The organism is Flavobacterium cheongpyeongense, from assembly GCF_003202435.1.
Lineage (GTDB): Bacteria > Bacteroidota > Bacteroidia > Flavobacteriales > Flavobacteriaceae > Flavobacterium > Flavobacterium cheongpyeongense.
This window is the reverse complement of sequence record NZ_QJHK01000002.1, coordinates 72,265-96,843: the sequence shown is the minus strand read 5'-3', so window position 1 is coordinate 96,843 and position 24,579 is coordinate 72,265. Positions and strand designations below refer to the sequence as shown.

Below are 24,579 nucleotides of genomic sequence, written 5' to 3'. Positions count from 1 at the left end.
AATTTTTAAATTATGAATAAAAAGATATTATTAAGTATGCTATTTAGTTTTGCACTGTGTTTTACAGCTTGCGATGATTATTTAGACGTACATCCGGCAACCGGTTTTACCGAGGCTGAAGTTTTTAGTTCTGAAAGTGAAATACAATCAGCCGTTGCGGGAGTATATACCCTTATGCTGACAGATGATGCCTATTCAAACAGACTTGCTTTTGTTTTTAATCCGAATACCGATGTAGAGATGTCAGCGATTAGTACAAATACGGTAAATGTTAATGGGTCTGACATTGCCTGTTTTGAACCGAAACCTTATTGGACAACTTTGAATTCTACATGGAATGCCATGTACAAGATTATCAATAATGCCAATGATGTTATTCAAGGGATTGAAGGCTCTGATCTGTACAAAAATGCCAGTAAAACGGAGGCTTCAAATATTACACAGATGTATGGAGAGGTTAAAACCCTTCGTGCAATGGTATATTTAGATATGATCCGTATTTGGGGAGATGTGATCTTTCGTACTACATCATCAACCGGTGATGAGGATTTTAGGGTAGGAGTAACAGATAGAAACAAAATCCTTGAATTTTTAATAGATGATTTAAAATCTGTAGAACCTTTAATGCAATATGCCAGTGAACTGAATTATGGTCCAGAGCGTGCATCAAGAAGCTTTAATCAGGGTTTGATTGGTTTACTTGCACTTACCCGTGGAGGATGGACTTTGCGACCTGATAGTAATGCTGCCAGTATTGGACACATGGTTCGTGGAGAAAATCATGAATTGTATTATGATATTGCAATTCAATATTTAGGCAAAGTAATTAATGAAGGGCAACATGACCTGAAATTAAGTTACCGTGATTTTTGGGTAAAGCAAAACAATTGGGTAACACCGGTTAATGATGACGTTATATTTTCATTACCATTGTTAAAAAATACTTCGGGTGAATATGGTTATGCTATTGGTATCCCCATTTTGGAAGGAACTCATGCTTACGGAAGTGCTTCAGGAAACCTTGTTAGTTTAGCCGGAACGTATTTGTATTCGTTTGATAGCAAAGATTTGAGACGGGATATTACCTGCGCACCTTATTCGTATGATGCCAATTTAAAACAGGTAATTCGTCTAGACTTAGCTAAGCTGGCTGTTGCAAAATGGTCTAAGCTTTATTCAACTGCCCCACTAGGAAGCACAAGTCAAAAAGGAACAGGTATTAACTACTCATGGATGCGATTTGCTGATGTCCTGTTAATGTATGCCGAAGCAGTGAATGAACGATTTGGACCTCGTCAGGATGCTCAGGAAGCTTTAAAAAGAGTACGTCGCAGAGCATTTGATCAGGCAGACTGGGCCGCAAAAGTAGATGGTTACGTAGCTTCTAAATCAAATCCGGATTTATTTTTTCAGGCAATTATGGATGAGCGTGCATGGGAATTAGGTGGTGAAAGTAAACGTAAGTTTGATTTAGCCCGTTGGAACAAATATGGGGAGGTAATTTACAATCAATACAACAAATTTGTGAACTGGGGTAAAGTAGCCAATGGTGCTTATGTTCCCGGTGTAGATAATGTTCCGGGAAGTGTTTACTGGAAAGAGATCCCGAATCCCGACACTAATAACGCAAGTAAAACAATTTTAGATATCAAAGGAATTGATCCGGTTTTACAATCTAAACCTGCTGGATATACAGAGACGGTTTTTGCAACAAAATGGTATGCCTTAAACAATGATACACAATCTTATGAGCCAAATAATGAGATCAAATGGAGTTTTAGAGGTTTCATAAATTTCAACAATGCCGCAAGTAAATCTCCAGCTGACCCGTTACGTTATTTATGTCCTTATCCTTCTAAAGTGATTTCGGATCATCGTGGAGCTATTCAGAATTATTATGGTTTTAACTATTAAATTGAATTAGATATGAAAAATTCAAAAAGAGCTATTTATATTGTATCATTCTTTAGCATGATTTTGCTTGGAGGAATGTTAAACTCTTGCCAGCAAGACGAATTTGCGTATGCAAAGGTTGGAGATTTGTTTCAGCCTAAATTTGTACTGACTGCACCTGTGGTTAAAAGTAATTCTATTGCAGTAGTATGGTACAAGGTAAATAATGCTGTTTCGTATACGGTAGAATTGCATATGGATAATTACTATTCCAGTCTGTTCAAATCATATACGATTACAGACACACAAATTTTGATGAACAATATTCCTTATAAAACACAATTTTATATTAGGGTTCGTGCGAATAGTGACAATCCTAAATTCAATTCTCAATGGGCTTACACAAATGCTTTGACAGAAGAGCGTCCTGCTTATGCCTCAATTTTGAATAAAGTTGAGAAAGTAAATATCACTGAAAATGAGGTAACTGCAACCTGGATAATCGATGCACAGAATCCTGTAGATAGTATCTCTGTAGCTCCGGCACAATCTAAAGAACTTCCCGCAATAGGGCGCAAATTGACAGCAAATGAAATAAGCAAGGGAGAAGCAACCATCACAGGTCTAGAAAAAAATACGCTATACAATTTGAATGTTTTTGATAATAATAAGCCGGGGACCTATGATAAACCCTATAATCAGGTAATTTTTCGTTCTGCAGGTCCATCAGCAGAAACGATTATCGTCACTAACGGAATGGATTTAGATGCCCTGCTGAGAGCTAATAACACCGATCCGGCTATTCCGGAAGGAACTGAATACTTTCTGGAAGCAGGTTCATTATTTAAAATTACCCCATTTACGATCTCAAAAGGATTCAAGCTGATAGGAGGTACGCAAGGAGAGCGCCCGCAAATCGAAATGAACGGTAACTGGAACATCGCAGAGGGATCGTATTTGACAGCTTTGGCATTTGAAAACATCCGTTTTTATCAAACCATTGATGCCAGCTACTTTATGAACAGCGGTAATTCATGGACATTAGGAGAAATTTCATTCTACAACTGTGTTTTCAATCATTTTAAACGTGGTTTCTGGAGACATCAGGGTAACGGAAAATACAAAGAAATTGGAAGCCTTGATATGAGCTATTGCACTTTTGATGAAGTGGGAGGACACACAGGACCTTATGGAACATTTGCATTTGGTTCAGCTGGAGCAGACAATGTAAAAAGTGCCGTTTTCTCCAACTGTACTTTTATGAGGGACTATTATCAGACAACAGATAAAAACCGAAATTTTAAAAATCTATTTGATTACGGTTCTTCGGCATATCCAATTCATCTGGAATATCAAAACATAACGATTTACGATTATGCTTATAACCGTTCCTTAATCAATTTGCCATCGGCAGTAGGGTCTACCTTAATTTTCAAAAATGTGCTATTAGCTTCTGCCTGTGGTAAAGTTATTCAGTCTATTGCTGCTAATTCGACTACTGAATTCAGTAATAACTACACAACTACAGACTATTTATTAGGTGCATCGGCTATTAAAGGAACCGAATTAGGCATTAGTGCACAAAATCTGTTTGTGAATCCTACGGCAGGTGATTTAACGATTAAGGATGCCAATTCTCCTATTGTCACCAACAAGGTAGGAGATGTCAGATGGCTTCCTTAAATATATTTGTTGGTTAATTGTTTAGTTAAAAAAAGAAGTATCACCCCGGATACTTCTTTTTCCTACCATGTTTTTTCTAAGGCTGAGATCTCAGACAATTTAATCTGAGCAGAATCAGTATCAATTATTATATAAATGTTTTTTAGTAAAAACATGTTGATTAAATACTCTTTAAAATGAAATTAAAACAATTATTACTGTCCGTAGTTTTGGCAGTTTATGTAATGGGAGCAAAGGCTCAGGTTTGGAATGCCGATTTAGGAAACGGAAAATACAAGAATCCTATTTTACATGTAGACTACTCAGATCCGGATGTATGTACAGGTAAAAATGGGTATTATATGACCGCTTCAAGTTTTAACAGTTCTCCGGGACTTCCAATCCTGCATTCAAATGACCTTGTAAACTGGGAATTGATTGGATACGCCTTACAAAATCAATTTCCTGTCGAACATTATCAGACTGTAAGACATGGCGATGGAGTTTGGGCTCCTTCAATCCGTTATCATAATGGCGAATATTATATTTACTGGGGAGATCCTGATTTCGGAATCTATATGGTAAAAACCAAAGATCCTGCAGGCATTTGGGATGAACCGGTATTAGTAAAAGAATCTAAAGGAATCATTGATACCTGCCCGTTTTGGGATGAGGATGGAAAAGCCTATCTGTCTTATGCTTTTGCAGGAAGCCGTGCCAATGTAAAGACTGTTTTAATGATATCAGAAATGATACCGGATGGTACAAAACTAATAGGCAATTCAGCAATGATTTTTGATGGGCATAATGGACACACAACCGTCGAAGGTTCTAAAATGTACAAACGAGACGGCTATTACTGGGTTATGGCTCCAGCCGGAGGTGTAAAACCGGGATGGCAATTAGCGATGCGTTCCAAAAATGTTTGGGGCCCTTATGAAGCTAAAATTGTTTTACATCAGGGAGATACAAAAATGAACGGACCGCATCAGGGAGGATATGTAGAAACACCAAACGGAGACGGATGGTTCATACATTTTCAAGATCGCTGGGCTTATGGTCGCATTGTAAACCTGCAGCCAGTGACATGGAAAGAGGGCTGGCCTATCATGGGGGAAGATACCAATAATGACGGTATTGGAGAGCCTGTAATGGAGTGGACAAAACCAAATGTAGGTAAAGATTATCCGCCTACTCCTCAGCTTTCTTCTGATGAGTTCAATGGTCATCAATTCGGTTTGCAATGGCAGTGGCAGGCAAATCAAAATCCGGCGAAACAATGGGGATGGTCATCTGCTAATTTAGGATATGTGCGACTAAATTGTATCCCTCGCGATGAAAATATCAAAACGACATGGATGATGCCGAATCTTTTATTACAAAAATTTCCTGCTCCGGATTTTACAGCTACGGCAAAATTAACTTTTGAAGCCAACCCTGATGCAAAAGAATGCGGTACAGGCTTAGTTATTTTTGGCGAAGATTATGCCTATATCTCAATTGAGCAGGATGCTACCGGTAAACTGAAACTGGTACAGCGTGTCATGAAAAATGCCCGTACATCAAAAGACGTAGAAACTGAAGCTGCTTCAGTCGCTATCGATCAAAAAGCGGTTTATCTGCGTGCAAGGGTCCAAATGCTGCAAAACGAAGAACCCTTTGATTCAAAAGTTACTTTTTATTATAGTATTGATGGCAAAAACTTCAAAGCTTTTGGTAAACCGTTCAAACCTGCTGCCGGACGTTGGGTTGGAGCAAAAATTGGATTATTTGCAACAGGAAGCAAGTCTGTTAACGACAGCAGTTACGCAGATTACGACTGGTTTAGAGTAGAAAAAAATTAAAAAATATCTCTATCAATCATTGGTTTGTTAAAAAACATCAATTAGATTTTTTACCAGACAAACGGAATAAAAAATGTATCGGAAATCGTTTTTAATTCCTTACTAACAGGTTATTAAGAAAAAAATATGATCCGCAAAATTAAATATTATATTATCTCTTTAGTAGTTTTTCATTGGGTTTCATTTGGACAGTCAAAACCAAAGGACAATCAAATTGCACCAATTGAATGGGCTAAGAAAATGGCAGATTCTGATCAAAGACGGGTTCCAAATCCAGTATTTCTGGATGGAGTAAAATATCCAAAATGGAATTACACCAATGGTCTCATTGCACTCGCCAATCAGGAACTTTATACCTATACCAAAAATCAGAAATACTGGAATTATGCACTGAGTTATGCCGATCAGTTAATTGATAAGGAAGGTAAAATCCTAGGAGGTTATGAACTCGAAAAATATAGTCTTGACCTTATAAATTCCGGAAAAATACTTTTTTCAATTTACGAAAAAACTAAAGAAGAGCGATACAAAACCGCAATGGATGTACTTCATAAACAGCTTGAAGGTCATCCAAAAAATACCGATGGTGGCTATTGGCACAAAAAAAGTTATCCGTGGCAAATGTGGTTGGATGGCGTGTATATGGCCGACCCGTTTGTGGCGCAATATGGGACAACTTTTAATGTTTCAAAAGGAATTGACGAGGCGATTTTACAGGTTGAACGCATTCAAGAACACACTTTTGACCCCAAAACAGGTTTAAATTTCCATGGTTATGATGAAAAGCGAGCGCAATTTTGGGCCAATAAACAAACCGGTCAATCTGCTCATACCTGGGGGCGGGCGCAAGGTTGGTATTGCATGGCCTTGGTTGATATTTTAGATTTTGTTCCAGAAAATCATCCCAAACAAAAAGAGTTAGTTAAAATTCTGCAACAAGTTTATACAGCAGTGCTCAAAGCCCAAGACCCCAAAACAGGCCTGTGGTGGCAAGTAATGGATATGCCTGCTGAGAAAGGAAATTATTTAGAATCAACCTGCTCTACCATGTTTGTCTATTCATTTTCAAAAGCTTACAGAAAAGGATATTTAGATAAAAATTTTATTACAGCAGCAAAAGTTGGTTTTAACGGCATTATCAAACAATTTATAAAAGAAAATGAAGATCAAACAATTTCAATCACAAAATGCTGCGCCGTGGCTGGTTTAGGAGGAAAAAATCCTCAGGATCGCGATGGCTCATTCGAATATTATATTTCAGAGCCTATTCGGGATGATGATGCCAAGGCTGTTGGTCCGTTTATTATGGCTGGTATCGAATTGCAAAAGATTTTAGACAAAAAATAGAACTTATAAAATTTAATTTAACACATAGAAACATAGATTTTATTTAAAAAGAATATCATAAGAAACGCATTTCTTTCACATAGCTATGTGTCTTTAGATTAGTGAAATGCCTGTTTTTGAGTTGCAGAATCTATGTTTATATGTATTTAAAATACAATTAGTTATGGTAAAAATAAAACCAGTTTTCCTTATTGGAATAGTAACATTATCAGCAATTTTCTACAGCAACAAGGTTGTTGCTCAAAATACATCTAAATCAGAAAGTAAGGTGTCAACAGACAAGAACCTTCCTTTCAATATGCCAAAAGTGCAAGTTCCAACATTTAAAGCTGATACTTTGAATATTGTTGATTTCGGAGCTATCCCAAATACAGAACAACTTTGTACAAAAGCGATTAATGATGCTATCAAAAAATGCTCTGAGTCGGGTGGAGGGGTTGTTATGATTCCTTCAGGATTGTGGACTACTGGTCCGATATACATGAAAAGTAACGTTAATCTGCACACACAAAACGGAGCTTACATTTTGTTTACAAGTGATTTAGGCCAATACAAACTAATCAATTCCTATTTTGAGGGCAATAAGGTTATTCGATGCGAGTCTCCTATTATGGGAGTTGACTTAGAAAATATCGCCATTACAGGTCAGGGTATTTTTGATGGTAATGGTTCTAAATGGAGACCCGTTAAAATTGGTAAATTGTCTAATGAGCAATGGAAAAATCTGATTAATTCAGGAGGTATTCTTTCTAAAGACGGTAAGACATGGTATCCCTCAAAAGGTTCATTTATTGGTAATGAACAAAAAGATAAGCTTCCAAAAACGCCTACTATTGGAAATATGGAGTCTTACAAAGAAGCGCTTCGTCCGGTAATGGTGAGCCTTGTGAATTGCAAAAAACTGCTTTTGGATGGTGTTACTTTTCAGAATTCTCCAGCCTGGAATGTTAATCCACTAATGTGTGAAAATGTTACGTTAAGCAATCTAACCATTCGTAATCCCTGGTATTCTCAAAATGGCGATGGACTTGATTTGGAATCCTGCCGAATTGGTACGGTAACCAACTGTCGCTTTGATGTTGGTGATGATGCTATCTGTATAAAGTCAGGTAAAGATCAGGAAGGGCGTGAACGCGGAAAACCAACGGAATTATTTGTAATTACCAACTGTATCGTTTATCACGCCCATGGAGGATTTGTAATAGGGAGTGAGATGTCGGGGGGTGTTCGTAACTTATTTGTTAAGAACCTTACGTTTATTGGTACTGATTGCGGATTGCGTTTCAAGTCAACCCGTGGTCGTGGCGGTTTAGTAGAAAATATCTGGATTGAGGACATCAGGATGACTGACATTCCTACGGAAGCAATACGTTTTGAGATGTATTATTTTAATAAGTCTGCAGTTGAAGACCCTGTCACAGGCGAAATGGTTGTCGAAAAAGTTGCTGTATCTGAGACAACACCAGTTTTCAAAAACATGTATTTCAAAAATATTTATGTTGATGGAGCCAAACAAGCAGTGAAGATCATGGGTATCCCTGAAATGCCTGTTGAAAACATACAATTTAAAAATATGATTGTCAAGTCGGATGCCGGAATTCTGATCAATTATGGGAAGAATATTCAATTTGACAATGTGGACTTAAAACTTTCGGAATCGGGTATTTCTTCAAGACTTTTCAATACTCAGAATATCAATTTCAAAGGATTTAATACTGCAGGAGAAGATCAGGTGTTTTTGGTTGGAGGAGCAATAACTAAAGCTATAACGCTGAATATGTTGAATAGAAAATTGGAATCTAAAGATGTGAGGGTTCTTGAGTCAATTAAGAATCAGGTGAAAATAATCGAGTAAAATATCTGTAAATAAACCATTTAATTAAATAAACATTAGTGATCTCCCTCCAGGATCTTAATTTTTGAAACAAGGAGGAAATATTAACTATTTAAACCAAACCGCAAATGAAAAAACAATTTTTTATTTCCTTTTTGCTGATCTTTTTTTCAGTAATGGGATTTTCACAAACAATTCAGCGAATTGAAGCAGAGACTTTTAATGCTGCTTTAGGAGCAAAAGCAGAAACCAACAGCAGTCTTTCGGGAACGGGTAATGTTGGGTATATACAAAATAACACCTGGATTAAATTTACCGGGCATGTGTTTAATCAATATGACTCCAGTTTTACGGTAGCAGCTTCAGGAACTACGGGAGGTACTATTGAATTTAGGTTGGATTCAATAACTGGTACTTTAATTGGAACCGCAACTGTATCAGGAAGTACAGGATGGTCTGATTATAAAAAATTCTCAACCTCACTTACATCAACAACGGGTACACATGATTTGTATCTGGTTTTTAAAGGTGGAGGTGGTTATTTATTTAATGTCGATTATTTTGAAAAAGTGACAAATGATCCCTCTGCCATTACTTATACTTTAACAACCAATGTAAGTCCCGCTTCATCAGGAACAATTATTTCAAATCCTGCAGGAAACGTATTTCTACAAGGAACCGCAATCACATTGACAGCCAATAAAAACTTCGGATATAAATTTATTCGTTGGGAAGATGGTAATGGCAATCTTGTTTCTACAGCAAACCCATTAACGGTTACTTTGACTGAAAACACCACACTCATGGCTGTATTTCAATCGGTTAACACATACGATTTAACAGTAAATACCCAAGGAGCATTTGGTTTGGGAGAATATTCTATTGTTCCTGCAGGGAAAGATGGTGGTTTTGTAACTTATGAAGAGGGAACAAATTTAACTATAACGGCTATTGAAAATGATATTGTGAAATTCAGCAATTGGTCTAATGGATCAACGGCATTGAGTACATTGGTAACTATGGATGGAAATAAAAGCCTTACAGGAACTTATGATAATTTGTCATTCATAGCCGGATGGACATTTAAAACAGACCAATATGCACACCCGAGGATTGCAGAATTGTATTCGAGTATTGATAATAGACCACAGCTATTTGCTTATAATATAAATGATAATATAATTACCCCTAATGTACGAATTATAAATAGAGCTGGAAAAAATGGTTTTGCCGTATGGAACACCATACGACCTGATTTTTTCTATTTTAAAACCTCTTTTTCAACCGTTGGATATAAAAATATAAACATATCATCCGGACTTATTGGTTATTATTATGGTTGTGACGAATGGACTTTACAATATTCACTAGATGGTGTAAACTTTACCAATATTTCAAACATCACAACTATAAACACAAACTCAATTACGTCTATAGGAGGGGTTTTGCCAGCCGATGCGGAAGGAAAATCAATAGTATATATCAGGTGGTTTCCTAATGTGGCAGGACCAAAACATGGTAGCGCTGTTGATGTAACGGCAACTGTATTGTCAAATGTTATTGTCAAAGCCGATGAAGTTTTGGTTTTAGACGCTACGGCTCCTACGCTTCAATCTACCCTTCCGGACTCAGGAAATACGATGGCTAGTGCCAGCGGAAATATCATTTTGACCTATGATGAAAAAGTAAAATTTGGAGCAGGAAGTGTTGTTTTGAATGGCAAAACACTAACACCCGAATATACAAACAAAACGGTAAAATTTAGTTATTATGGTTTAGATTACAACACCCAATACACACTAAACATACCTGCCGGATTAATTACAGATCTTTCGGGAAATAACGCAAGTGCAACATCGCTAACGTTTAAAACAATGGTAAAGCCAGTGCCAACAAAACGTGTTTTTGATTTGATTGTTGATACCAATGCAACAACAACTCAAATTGCAGCCGGAAAATATGTAAAAACTATTGCCGATGCTTTTACTGCAATACCAACAAATTCGGCCTCAAGATTTTTTGTATTAGTAGCAGATGGGTCATACAATTTAGGAGGTGATGGTACAAATCCTCAAGGAAATGTTTTACAACTTGCCTCTGGAAAAAACAACCTTTCTTTAATTGCCCAATCAAAAGATAATGTGATTCTTAGAGGTAATCCAGGTTGGGGCATTAAAAACGCTGTATTATCTGTTGAAGCCAATGATTTATATATGGAAAATGTAACTATTGAGCACATAGACGGTATTACCACCGCAGGGCAGCGACCTGCTCTAAACCCTGCCGGAGACCGAAATGTATATAATGGCGTTCGATTAAGAAGCAAACAAGATACCCAAGTAACCGGTGGCGGCAGAAGTTTTTATTATAAATCAACAATTGAAGGCGATGTAGATTTTATTTGTGGTGGCGGAAGACATTGGTTCGAAGAATGTAAACTTGTTTCAGTTGGTCAGGGATATCTGGTAGCCCCTAATCATTTGGCAAGTGAACCCTATGGCTATGTTTTTAATAACAATACCATTACGGCATCTACAAGTTATTTTTTAGGTCGTCCTTGGCAAAACGCACCAAGAGCTGTTTATCTAAACACAACAATGATAAACGAACCTAACGCTCAAGGTTGGGCAAGTATGGGTACATTACCAGCACTATTTGCAGAGTATAATAGTGTAAATGCAAATGGAATAGCGGTTAATACATCTAACAGAACCAAAGTTTTTACAGTAAATGGTACCCCTCAAACAGGTGCTTACAATCCTGTATTAACCTCGGTAGAAGCATCAGCTTATACTATTGAAAACGTACTTGGCGGTTCAGAGCATTGGAATCCGCTTTCGATAGTTGAACAAATTGCCGCGCCATCTAATTTTTCTAATTCGGCAAATACCTTGACTTGGGATGATAACCAATATGCTATGTGTTATGTATTAATTAGAGACGGAAAAATTTTGGCTACCACTACCGGAACTAGCTATACAGATACCACTGCAACAGCAGGTTCGCACCAATACACCATACACGCAGCCAATGAATTTGGAGGTTTGAGTGCAAAAAGTACGCTTACAACAACAACTTTGGGATTAGAAACTGCAAACGAATTAAAAGAAATTTCTGCTTATCCAATACCTGTAAAAGACATTGTTACACTAGCATTACCCGAAGGAATTGGAAATTTGAACTATACTATTTATTCTGCTCAGGGACAGAAAGTTAAATCGGGTGTGTTAGAACACGCAGCCCCTTCAATAGATTTAAACGGTTTACAATCTGGAGCTTATATTATTAAAATGAAAAACACAAAAGGGGATATTTATCAGGTAAAAATTGTTAAAAACTAGAAAAAAACTGGAAATGAAAAAACAATTATTTATTTCCCTATTGCTGATGTTTGTATCAGCAATAGGGTTTTCGCAAACCACCCAACGACTTGAAGCTGAAAATTATAGCACCTACAATGGAGTATCTATAGAAACCAATGCTGCGCTCTCAGGTGGTAAAAATATAGGAAGCTGCAAAAATGGCTATTGGGTTAAATTTGCAGCGCATGCATTTAGCCAATATGATACCCGTTTTGATATTGCAGCTGCCAGTAAAACACAAACAGGGTCACCAACGGTTGGAGCTTTGGCAGGAACTGTTGAAATAAGAATAGATGCTGTTACGGGTACGTTAATTGGTACTGCCAATATTAATACAACTTCTACAGCCAATTGGACAACGTATCAAACTATATCTGCAACTATAGCGCAAACAACCGGTACACATGATTTGTATTTTGTATTCAAACCCGTTGCTGGAAACAACTATGTAGGTAATTTTGATTATTTTGAAAAAGTAACCAATAACCCCAATGTTGCCATATATACTTTAACAACCAATGTGAGTCCGGCTTTGACAGGAACAATAATTGGTAATTTATCGGGTACTCAATACACAGAAGGAACTCAAATAACTGTAACAGCAAACCCTGGCTATGGCTATGTTTTTTTAAGATGGGAAGATGCCAATGGCAACCTTATTTCTACAAATAGAACACTTTCATTTGCTATGACAGCAGCAAATACTACCTGTGTTGCGCAATTTGTTGCAGAGACTTTTCCAGACGTTGCTACAACTCAAATGCTGCCAAATATACCGGCCACACAGTATGTAATTACAGAGGCAGTATATGGAGGCAGCACTGCAAATTTGAATAATGCAACAGCTATAAATGCCGCCATAAATGCCGCTAACGCTGCAGGAGGTGGAACAGTTGTTGTTCCTGCTGCTGCTGCACCTTTTTTGAGCGGGCCTATTACGATGAAAAGTAATGTCAATCTTCAAATTTCAGCCGGAGCAACCCTGCAATTGATGCCTTACGGAAACGGAAACGGAGTTCCTGCAGGTTCTTATCCAAACAGCGGAACAGTAGATACTTATACAACTTTTATTTATGGAGAAAACCTTACCAATATTGCCATAACCGGAGGCGGTACTATTGAAGGAGATGGTAGCGCCTGGTGGACAGCCTTTGATGCCACCGGCATTGGCCGTCCGGGAATAATACGTTTTAAGGCCTGTAATAAGGTTTTAGTTTCGGATATTACAATACATAACGCCCCCAATGTTAGTCTTACCATGGGAAAAAGCGGTAGTGGCCGTGGCGGAAACGGAACAATTAAGAATGTAACAGTTATGGCACCAGAAACCGCTCCAAACACAGATGCACTAGATGTATGGTACTGGGACGGATTGGATGTATTGAACTGTAAATTCTCTGTAGGAGACGATGATGTGGCTATAGATGCCAATTCTCAAAACATTAAAATTAAAAATTGTGCTTTTGGCGAAGGACACGGAGTTTCTATAGGAAGTTATACCTCTAACGTAAACAATGTTTTTGTAGATAATTGTAGTTTTAATGGCACTTCAAACGGATTTCGTCTAAAATCTGCCATTGACCGAGGGGGGAACGAAACTACTTTTTACTATTCAAATGTTACAATGGAAAATGTATCGACCCCATTTGCCATTACCAGTTGGTACCCAAAAGAACCTACGGCAGCACCAGCAACTTTGGTAGCAGGTACAGTGACGGGTACTACCCCAACCTGGAAAAACATTACCTTCAAAAACATTACAGTAAACAATTCTACCAATGCAGGAGTGCTTTTTGGTTTACCCGAATCGCCAATTACCAATGTTGTTTTTGATAATGTAAAAATTAACGCCACTGCCAAAGGGATGGTTGCCAATTTTGTAGCAGGGCTTGTGTTTCAAAACTGTTCTTCAATTACAATACCCAACGGTTCAGGCAATGCGATTATTTCGTATAGTGCAGAATCTGTAAGCGGCAGCAATATAATAAACGGAATTAATACAACGACGGGAGCCCCAACCACATGCAATTTATCAGTAGGAGATATAAGTTTTACTAATAAATTTTCTTTTTATCCAAATCCTGTAAAGGGAGGTAATTTTACTATAAGTACGGATTCAGGTATTGAAAAAATTGTAATTTATAATCTTTCCGGGACAAAAATAAAAGAATTAAACGGGAACGATTTAACTCAGCAAACCATTGATGTTGAAGGATTTTCTACTGGTTGTTATCTTGTGCAAATTATGTTAGACAATGGGAAAATTAACACAGCGAAGTTAATCAAAGAGTAAATCTGTTTACAATTAGCATTTTTGATGTTTTGGAAATAAAAAAGGTGGATTAGAGCCTATAATTTGTACAGGCTTGAATTTACCTTTTTTTGACTTACCAGTTTTAGCAGTAATAAAATTAACCTAATTATAGAAAGCAGAATATTATCAAAAGTATAATATAACCACACATAATTAACCTAATTTTTATCATAAGATCTATTAAAAACCACTTTAAGATTATAAATTATGAAAAAAAATATATTTTCAACTCTACTATTTTTATTGATTAGTATTATCTCATTTGCTCAATCCTCATGTTATGAAACTGTTATACTGCCAAAAGATCCCAAATTAGGCGGAGGAGATAAGCAAGGATCTGTTCTTATTGGAAATACTTACGGTCCAGGGCAAGGTCCTGGTATTTATGTAGTTGCTGATGGTGCCTATCGTTTGTATATGAATGGCGAATTATTAGCCTATGATTATGGAGCAGGTCGCAGTCGATTTATTCCTCTAACTTTTTTGCCAGGTACAAATGCAATATCAGTTTTAGGCGTTAATGGCGCTGCTGCTCCGGGTGTTATGATACATATTGATGAGCTTCACCAATCCTATGGAACCAACGCCAATTGGAAGTCAAAAACGTCAAATTATATATTTGATGTCAACTGGAAGAATAAATCTTTTGATACTTCGCAATGGGGAGGCGCAACAGAGCAATCTACAGGTTCTTTAACCAGTACACCAAGCGGTTTGATTATTTCTGGGGCAAAATTTCCTAGTAATTCTAACGCTAAGTGGATATGGACCGGTAGTACCAGCGATCCTAGTGGAGTTTTTCGTTTTACGTTTGACATTAAAGCCTTTGGATATGGAGCTGCAACCAATGGAGGAGAAAATGCAACCGTTGTTGTAGTGGATAATATGAATGATTTTTTGACAGAAAACCAAAAAGCAGGGCCTAGAATCATATTATTAAAAGAAGGAACGTATGATTTTAGAGAATATAAAAACACAAACACTTGCTTTGTACCTTGTAATTCAACACTAAACACATATAAAGGGGATTTTGTTGATCTTGCAAATAATTGCCCAGGGACTAAGCGCACCGTGCAATCTTGGTCAAGACTTGTTTGGGTTGGAAAAGACAAAAGTTATATAGGTATGGGGCGTGGTGCCTCACTTAGAGGGGCTTCTTTTTATTGCAACAATGGGCAATCCAATATGATTTTTAGAAATCTCAAAATTTGGGATGTCAATCCGCACATTATAGAAGCTGGCGATGGTATTTCAGTCAATGGAGCACCCAATGTTTGGGTAGATCACTGCACCTTCAAATGGATCAGTGACGGAAATGATGTTTCAGGAAGTAATGGTCAGACCTGGTCTTGGAATTATGTGAATGGAGATAATGAATTTATGTGTTCTAAAAGTGATAATTATGCCGCTGCAATTGACAATTCAAAACTAACCTATGACCACGTTTATTGGGAAAACTGTCAGGGTAGAGATCCTGATGCTGCAGGGGGTGATTTTATTCACATTATAAACAATTATCATAATGTTAATAAATACTATGCAGTAGGAGGACTCAATTCTTCTGAAATTCTTGTAGAAGGTACCGTTTTCAATACCGTATCACAACCCTTAATTGCTGGGAGTAATGCCAAAATATACCAGAGAAACAATCAATTTATCAGTTCAGGATCTTTTAGAAGAGACAATGTAGTTATAGCCGATTTTAAAGATCCAGTATTTACTCCACCCTACACAATACCTATTGAAAATTTATCTACTGTTGCTGCTTCTGTAAAAAATGGAGCCGGGGCAGGAGGTCGTTGGAGAACACTACCGTTATATACAGATGCAGCCTTGCAATCTAATAAAGCACCTGTTGTGGTAATAACATCACCTATTGATACAGCATTGTTTTCTAATCTAAATTCTATAATAATCAATACAAATGCTTCCGATGCTGATGGAACTGTTGCGAAAGTTGAATTTTATAGTGGAACGATAAAACTTGGAGAAGATACCTCGGCTCCCTATTCATTTACAATTACCAATCCTGCTGCTTGTAGTACGTATTCCATTGTTGCCATTGCAACAGATAATAACGGAAACACAACCATGTCAATGCCCGTAATATTTAATGTTAATAACACTTATACCATATATAAAACCAATACAGCTCCCGTAATTGACGGAAATATTGATGGCTTGTGGACTAATGCAAATGGATATGCTCCTGCTTTAAACAAAAATTTAACGGGCGTAATATCAAATGAAGTAGATTTATCTGGAACCTGTAAAGCTTTATGGGATACCAATTATTTGTATCTACTGGCAAATATTACTGATAATGTAAAAGTAAATGATAGCCCAAACTTTTATGACGATGATTCTGTTGAATTTTATGTAGATATAAATAATGATAAATCAACTTCGTATGGGGCTAATGATGCACAGTATTCTTTTGGTTGGAATGACGGCTCGAATGTAGGAACGTTGCCTTCCGGAAGATCTACAAATGGAATTAATTATGCCATAACCTCTAACGCAAATGGTTACATTCTTGAAGCAAGAATCCCCTGGACAACCATGCAGGCTGTTCCGCAAATTGGACAACAACTAGGTTTTGATTTCATGACCAATGATGATGATGATAATGGCGCAAGAGATGGAAAATTATCATGGAACGCATCAACAGATGCTGCTTGGAATAACCCATCCTTGTTTGGAACTGCGGTACTACAAGGGGTAATTTCAACATCGAGAATTAATAACTCTAAAAATAATCCGGAAATATTTATGAATAATTCAGATGAGACGAATTCGAATTCAAACAGCGTTACGCTGTTTAAAGTATATCCAAACCCTACTACAGGTATTATTAATATTGACACATCACAGAATGCCTTGGTGCATGTGTACGATTCTGCGGGTAAAAAAGTTTTAGAAAAACAAATCACAACCACCAATAATCAAATTGATTTAACGAATCAAATTACGGGAATATACATACTAAATATTTCTACCGAAGATGGTCAATATAAAACTATAAAAGTAGTTAAGCTATAAGTTTTACACTTTTTAATTTACCCAAAAAGCATAATAAGCCTTAAAGTCAATAATTCAAGTGCTTTGAATTCTGGTGTTTACACTATTAATATAAAAAAACACGGAAGGAGTTGTTTATAAAGTAAAAAGCGGTTAAAAATTAGATTGAACAAGTTCAGGAGTTCTGCAATGCTAAGGTGATAAAATATTTAAAAACATATTGAATTTAAGTAATAAGAACTTCCAATTATTAGTATTTACAGCCAGCACAAGCAGTACTCTTGACACAAGTTATAAAAACAAATAAAATTATGATTTTTAGGAAAAAAAAGATCAGATAAACTATTTAAACCAAATAAAACCAAAATGAAAAAACAATCTTTTATTTCTATACTACTGATATTTTTTTCAGTAATAGGTTTTTCGCAAACCACACAACGGCTTGAAGCGGAAAATTACACTACCTTCAACGGAGTATCCATAGAAACAAATACAGCACTCTCTGGTGGTAAGAATATCGGAAATTGTAAAAATGGATATTGGGTAAAATTCGCAGGACATGTTTTTAATGAGTATGATACCCGTTTTGATATCGCAGCAGCCAGCAGGACACAGGCAGGATCGCCAACTGTTGGAACCCTTACCGGAACTGTTGAAATAAGAATAGATGCTGTTAATGGTACTCTAATTGGTACAGCCAGTATTAATGCTACTTCAACCGGAAATTGGACGACATATCAAATCGTTTCTGTTACTATAGCCCAAACGACTGGTACACATGATTTGTATTTTGTGTTTAAACCTGTAACCGGAAATACATATGTAGGTAATTTTGATTATTTTGAAAAAGTGACCAATAACACGAATGTTTTCATCTATACTTTGACAACCGGTGCAAGTCCGGCTTCTGGAGGAAATATTTATTCTGGTCAGTCAGGAAACCAGTTTGTTGAAGGGACTCAAATTACCCTGACAGCAGTTCCTAAATTTGGATACAGTTTTTTGCGATGGGTAGATGATAATGGAAATCCCGTTTCAACTGCTAATCCGGTTACCTTAACTATTGCTTCAAATGCAACTTATATAGCAGAATTTAAAGTTGCTAATACGCCCACCATCTCATATATTAACTCTATTGGCACAACGCCTTTGACAGAGTTAACCCCAACAGTTTATACAGAAGGGACTTCAGTAACCTTGCCCGTTCCGTCGATGACAGGTTACACATTTTACGGATGGTCAACATCGCCAACAGTACCCAATACGATTAAAAAAATTGAAACCACCACAACAGGCAGTCAGATTTTTTATGCTTTCTGGGGAGCAGCAGGAGGAAATGAAAAAGAAACCCCTGCTTTTCCCGGTGCAGAGGGTTATGGTAAATATGTTACCGGTGGCCGTGGCGGAAAACTGATTTATGTAACCAACTTAAATGATTCAGGTGCAGGTTCACTTCGGGATGCGATTAATCAGCCAGGACCAAGAATTGTTGTTTTTAAAGTATCTGGTACAATTAAACTGGAAAGCGAATTGAGCATTACTGACAACATTACCATTGCTGGTCAGACGGCTCCGGGCGGAGGTATTACCCTGAGAGATTATAATGTTAAGATAAGAGGCAATAATGTTATAATTCGTTATTTACGTTTTAGAATGGGCGATACTTTTAATATACAAAATGACGCACTTGGAGCGCGTTTTCAGCAGAACATTATTATTGATCATTGTTCAATGAGCTGGTCAACGGATGAATGTGCTTCGTTTTATGAAAATAAAAATTTTACTATGCAATGGTGCGTTATTTCTGAAAGTCTTCGGAATTCGGTTCATGATAAAGGGGCACATGGTTATGGTGGAATTTGGGGTGGTTTGAAAGCTTCTTTTCATCACAATTTGCTGGCACATCACGACAGCAGAAATCCAAGACTTGGAGAATATGCCGCTCGTACCGTTCCTTTAGAGGGCTTACTTGATATACGCAATAATGTTATTTACAATTGGGGACTTAACAGCTGTTATGGAGGTGATGCAATGAATGTGAATTTGGTAAACAATTATTGGAAACCAGGACCAGGAACCTCTAATTCCACCAAAGAAAGAATTTTGTCAACCGGCAGAAATTTAGATCCAACTTCACCTCTTTACCAAATTTGGGGGAAATTTTTTATCGATGGAAATTATATAAATGGTTCCAATCGTGCAACCCAAGATAACTGGACTTATGGAGTATATAACCAGTTTCACGGTAGTCAGCTTCCGGTTAGTAATGCCGATAAAGTAGCAATGAAGATTAATGCTCCACACAATCCGGGCGAGATTATTACTCACAGTGCAACAAAAGCATATGAATTAGTTTTAGATTTTGCAGGAGCAAGTTTGTATAGAGATGCTGTAGATAAAAGAGCTGTAGATGATACCCGATCTGGAAGTGCAACTATTATGAACGGCGGTAATGGAAGTACAAATGGCTACATTGATACACCTGCAGCTGCAGGTGGATGGCCGGAGTTGCCGACTGAAACAGCACCTTTAGATACTGATTTAGATGGGATGCCGGATGCATGGGAAACAGATAAAGGATTAAATCCGGCAAATGCCGCTGATGGAAATTTGAAAACACTTGACACAGAATATACCAATATAGAAGTCTATATCAACAATATTGTAAAAACCATCACAGATATTCAAAACGGAACTCTGGGAGTCGATGAATATTCTAAGAAAAGCAATCTTTTTTATGCTTATCCCACAGTTGGTAAAAACAAAATAACTTTAAAGTCCTTTGTTGATTATGATACTGTAACGATTATCAACTCTGCCGGAATTGTTGTAAAGAAAATTACCACAACAAATACCGAAACCGAAATTTTAGTAAATGAGCTGGCACATGGAATTTATTTTATCAAAAGTTCAAAAACAGGACTAACGACAAAAATAATCATTCAATAAATTTTAAATTAGAGATTCTATTATTGATTTTTACTGATAATAATGAGTCCAATTCTTATATTTGATGTTCAGTTAAGAACCATCGGCTCCGCCTGGTCTGACACTATTTAACTAATGATGTCATCCAGAGCAGAGTCGAAGGTCTTTAACCTGCTGTCAGAATCAGTTAAGCCTGAACCTTATTTCAATTTCAGTATAAGGCTACAATATTTAATAAACAAAAAATGAGATTATTTGACAAAGCCGTTTTTATCCTGATTTTTATTCTGAATTTCCAGATTTGGGCTCAGAAAACTAATATTGTAATCCCCAGAGATACTTCTTTTAATACCACCAATGAGTATAAAAAGCAATTTAAACATTTTCCGTACATAAAAGTGGCTAAAGATATCTTGCCAAAAGGCGTTACAGAAAACCGACAGGTTATTTATACAACATTAAAAAATACACCTTTTGGAGACAGGGATTTACATGTGGATGTTTTCTCTCCAAAGAAATCCGGAAAATATCCCGCTTTGATTATGGTTCATGGTGGAGGATGGCGATCCGGAGATAAAAAATTACAGATTCCGATGGCGCAGAAATTAGCGTCAAAAGGCATAGTGACAGTATGTGTCGAATACCAGCTTTCGATGGAAGCAAAATACCCGGCAGCAGTTTTCAACATCAAATCAGCTGTGAGATGGATGCGGGCAAATGCAGAAAAATATAACATTGACCCCAATAAAATAGCTATTTCAGGTTGTTCTGCGGGTGGACAGTTGGCAATGTTGGTAGGACTTACAAATGGCGTGCAGTCTAAAGAAGGGGATCATGGAAATTTAGGTTTCTCAAGTGAAATTCAGGCAATCGTTGATATTGACGGAGTAGTCGATTTTATGGCGCCATCGTCTCTTAATCTAAACCGAAAACCGAATTCTCCTGATATAGAGTGGCTTGGAGGTACATTCTATGAAAAACCGGAAATATGGAAGGATGCTTCCGGCATTTTTTGGGCAAACGAAAAGTCTTGCCCTGTTTTATTCATCAATAGTGGTTTTTCGAGATTTCATGCGGGTCAGGACGAGTTAATCGGGATGATGAAAGAGTGGGGGATCTATACCGAAGTGCACAAATTTGATGTACAAATGCATCCTTTCTGGCTGTTTGAACCATGGGTGGATCCTACCGTCAATTATATTTATGATTTTTTAATTAAAAACCTGAATAAATAAAAGTAGCAAACCATGGAATCTATTTACACAAAACATCCGTTCAAGTTTTTTTGTAGGGAAACAAAACAAATTATGTGTCGAGATGTATTTTGAAGAAAACTTTTTTGTTCTTGATGTAATTTTCTACCGAAAATCACTCCTGATGAAAATCCATCCTCAAAAACTAAATTATTCTGAAAGAACATAATCAATATACCCCAAAAAACAAACTCCTGCAAATATGAAATCAAAATTAAAAGCCTCAATATTTTGCATTGCAGCCTCCCTTGTCATAATGGCTTTTACGATAAAAAAAACAAATGTACCAACCATTTATTTGATTGGACTTGTTGATCCAAAAACTATTTTTTTACTTTATTTTTGGGGCAATTTTTTTACCTGCATCCTTATTTTCAGTTATTCCTTTTCCTATGCTACAAGTGATAACAGAAAAACCCTAAAATGGTTTGGTTTAGGTAAACTACTGCTGACCATCGCATGGGTATTGATTATCCTGAGAAACAGCATTGACGATTTTATCTCGATTAATGTTGCAAACTCCATGATTTTTTGTGCCTGCTGTTATGAAACGATAGCGATGTTATCGCTTCTTAAAGTTCATGCAAAGAAACGTTACAGGCTTCAAATTGCAATTACTATTGTTGCCATATTCGTTTTCAATCTGGGAACTTTTTTAGGAAGCACAATGAATACGCGGGTTTTAATTGTAGCTATCGGAGTATTTGCTATTTATTTGCCCGCAACAATTCATTATTTTACTGAAAAAGGCCAAAATTTCTTCAGAGCCTTTTATGTATTCTGCTATATCGGATTTGAGATTCTGATTGTAATGCGGGCAATTTACAGGTATATGCATCCCAAGAATCAGTTTTTCTCCCACGACATACTGGATAGTTTTTATAGCATCGGTTTATTTTTATTGACCCTTGTTGGAATCGTGGGTTTTTTATTGCTGGTAAAAGAAAAGCAGGATCAGAAAATCCAGAAGCTTCTGGAGGACAAAAACCAATTCTTTTCTATTATATCACATGATTTAAGAGGACCATTAGGATCAGCTGTTTCCCTCTCAGAATTATTATTTGAAGACATCGATAAATATGATAAGGAGGAAATCAGGGAAATTTCAGAAATGCTCTGTCAATCCAATAAAAACAGCTACAAACTACTCGAAAACCTATTAGAATGGTCACGTGTGCAAACCGGAATGATTGTATTCAGTCCCCAAAAAATAGTGCTAAATACATTGATTGAAGAAAATATAGAACTGAATAAAAGTGCCGCATTAAATAAAAATATAACTCTTTTTTTTGAATCAGCAGATCTTATCGAAGCTGAAGCAGATAAAAATATGATTGATACTATTTTACGTAATTTACTGAGTAATGCCATTAAATTTACTGATAGAAACGGTAAAATTGAAGTAAGACTATCAAAAACAGACCAAAAAGTAGCAATATCTGTTACTGACAACGGTATTGGAATTCCTGATGATATCAAAGAAAAGTTATTTAAAATAAACAGAAAAGTGATCCAAAAAGGAACCCAAAATGAAGTTGGCAGCGGACTCGGATTATTGCTTTGCACGGAATTCATAAACATCCATAATGGCAAGATTTGGGTAGAAAGTCAGCATGATAAAGGCAGTTGTTTTAAATTTACCCTGCCGTTAGAACAGATTTATTAGGCAATGTTTTAGCAGGATCTGTTTTTTATGTCTCATAAATGTTGCTATCGAGCACCAAAAGATCATTTTATAATCCGTATATTTCTACTACTGAAAAATCTGAACTTTTTTAAGGACTTTCTTTTTGGGGATTAATTTTAATCCTGCTAACCTCCAAAAACTTTTTTTATTAATGCCTTTTTTATTAAAATAAAAAACATCGGGTACAGGAAGTTTTACTGTCTTATCCTCACATTCGACTTTGTATATGATCATATCATATAAGAGGCACTCTTTTTTGTTAGAAACTATGATGCGACCATTATCCCACCGGATTTTATCATGCATCCTGCTGTAAAAATATGACTCAAAAAGTGGTTTTATTCTCCCTTCCTGATGAGCCTTACAGACTACATGGGTCATGCTTCTGTGGTTCGGAAAATCAAAAATCGTTATACCTGGAGTTTGAATTTCCTCAAATAAAAAATCACATTCATCAAACCCTGAATATTCGGGATAAGAAAATATTTTTTGATAATCCGGACTTTCCATGAACAATGTACGCATTAAATCATTGTTCCGATAAAGACAAAATGTACCTGTTATAAAGTCTTTATGCGCACTTACCAGATCATATTGATTTAAAATAACAGGTGTAATAAAACTTCTGATGTTACCATAAACCATATCAATATCAGCATGTCCCCAAAAATCATATTTTTTAAGAATCTCCTGAAATAAAAAACCATGAGCAGGTTTGAAATCACATAATTTATACGGTTTATCGAAATTTAATTCGAAACCTAATTTTTTGATTGCCATATCTTTGAAGTCCTCAAATGACATATTTACTATAATCACATTAGACGGTTTGTCTGGAATTTCCTGCGTATTCCCGGTCACAATAATGAAATCAATTGTTGGATTATGGATACAAGATTTTATAAAATACGGAAAATACCATGGGTAATCACCATACCAACAGGTCATCAAGGCTATAGAATGTTGTTCGTTCATTTATATAAGTAAATTTATAAAAAAGGTTATTTTGTAGCAGATCCTTTTTAACCAATACCGGCCACTTTTTGTCTATAAAGGTCTGCAAGTTATGAAACGGAATGTCTTTGGCAAAGAGAAAACAGCATAAAAAACACTAATTCGATTGCAGGCAGAAAACTATTTCTTCCTTGTATAGGCAGCGTCTAGTCTTGAATCTTTCAATACATTTTTTAGCCAATACAAAGGGGTAAAACAGCTTGTTTAAGTTTCAGGTTATTAATGATATCGAAAGTATTTATTTAAATTATTTCGGAATATAAAGCACAGTTAAAAAAAAATGCCTTTTTTTGTAAGTGTTGATTATACAATTAACCCGTTGAATGGAAATATTCAAATGCATCAGCTCTAGTTTTTTGTCTGGAGAAACGGAACAAAAAAAGTATTGAGAACCATTTTTAATGATAATTTTTCTGTTCT

General features: G+C 36.5%; 12 protein-coding genes. 11 read left to right on the top strand and 1 reads right to left on the bottom strand.

Annotated features, from left to right (window positions below):
• Positions 1 to 12: 12 nt before the first annotated feature.
• From DMB65_RS02665 to DMB65_RS02615, 11 genes are all read left to right on the top strand, one after another.
• The gene (locus DMB65_RS02665) at positions 13 to 1,914 is read left to right on the top strand and encodes a RagB/SusD family nutrient uptake outer membrane protein (RefSeq protein ID WP_110305128.1); all 1,902 of its coding nucleotides are present in this window, start codon (positions 13 to 15) and stop codon (positions 1,912 to 1,914) included.
• A 12-nt stretch (positions 1,915 to 1,926) separates the two neighbouring features.
• Positions 1,927 to 3,576 (top strand): DUF5123 domain-containing protein, encoded by a 1,650-nt coding sequence (locus tag DMB65_RS02660; protein WP_110305127.1) that lies wholly within the window; start codon positions 1,927 to 1,929, stop codon positions 3,574 to 3,576.
• A 176-nt stretch (positions 3,577 to 3,752) separates the two neighbouring features.
• Complete coding sequence (locus tag DMB65_RS02655) at positions 3,753 to 5,399, top strand: glycoside hydrolase family 43 protein (RefSeq protein ID WP_110305126.1); 1,647 nt, start codon at positions 3,753 to 3,755, stop codon at positions 5,397 to 5,399.
• Positions 5,400 to 5,525: 126 nt separating this feature from the next.
• A complete protein-coding gene (locus DMB65_RS02650) occupies positions 5,526 to 6,746 on the top strand; it encodes a glycoside hydrolase family 88/105 protein (protein ID WP_110305125.1) in 1,221 nt (406 codons plus the stop codon).
• A gap of 163 nt (positions 6,747 to 6,909) precedes the next feature.
• On the top strand, positions 6,910 to 8,601 hold the full coding sequence (locus DMB65_RS02645) for a glycoside hydrolase family 28 protein (protein ID WP_110305124.1): 1,692 nt from the start codon (positions 6,910 to 6,912) through the stop codon (positions 8,599 to 8,601).
• 107 nt (positions 8,602 to 8,708) lie between these two features.
• On the top strand, positions 8,709 to 11,921 hold the full coding sequence (locus tag DMB65_RS02640; RefSeq protein WP_110305123.1) for a pectinesterase family protein: 3,213 nt from the start codon (positions 8,709 to 8,711) through the stop codon (positions 11,919 to 11,921).
• Positions 11,922 to 11,934: 13 nt separating this feature from the next.
• Positions 11,935 to 14,235, top strand: a complete 2,301-nt coding sequence (locus DMB65_RS02635; protein ID WP_123955250.1) for a glycosyl hydrolase family 28 protein — start codon at positions 11,935 to 11,937, stop codon at positions 14,233 to 14,235.
• Between the two features lie 228 nt (positions 14,236 to 14,463).
• Complete coding sequence (locus DMB65_RS02630; protein ID WP_110305121.1) at positions 14,464 to 17,298, top strand: sugar-binding protein; 2,835 nt, start codon at positions 14,464 to 14,466, stop codon at positions 17,296 to 17,298.
• 345 nt (positions 17,299 to 17,643) lie between these two features.
• A complete protein-coding gene (locus tag DMB65_RS02625) occupies positions 17,644 to 20,226 on the top strand; it encodes a carbohydrate-binding protein (RefSeq protein ID WP_110305120.1) in 2,583 nt (860 codons plus the stop codon).
• 224 nt (positions 20,227 to 20,450) lie between these two features.
• A complete protein-coding gene (locus DMB65_RS02620) occupies positions 20,451 to 21,440 on the top strand; it encodes an alpha/beta hydrolase (protein WP_110305119.1) in 990 nt (329 codons plus the stop codon).
• A 220-nt stretch (positions 21,441 to 21,660) separates the two neighbouring features.
• The gene (locus DMB65_RS02615; protein ID WP_110305118.1) at positions 21,661 to 23,124 is read left to right on the top strand and encodes a sensor histidine kinase; all 1,464 of its coding nucleotides are present in this window, start codon (positions 21,661 to 21,663) and stop codon (positions 23,122 to 23,124) included.
• 87 nt (positions 23,125 to 23,211) lie between these two features.
• On the opposite strand, the gene DMB65_RS02610 is transcribed toward DMB65_RS02615, so the two are convergent.
• On the bottom strand, positions 23,212 to 24,120 hold the full coding sequence (locus tag DMB65_RS02610) for a DUF6625 family protein (RefSeq protein WP_110305117.1): 909 nt from the start codon (positions 24,118 to 24,120) through the stop codon (positions 23,212 to 23,214).
• Positions 24,121 to 24,579 lie beyond the last annotated feature (459 nt).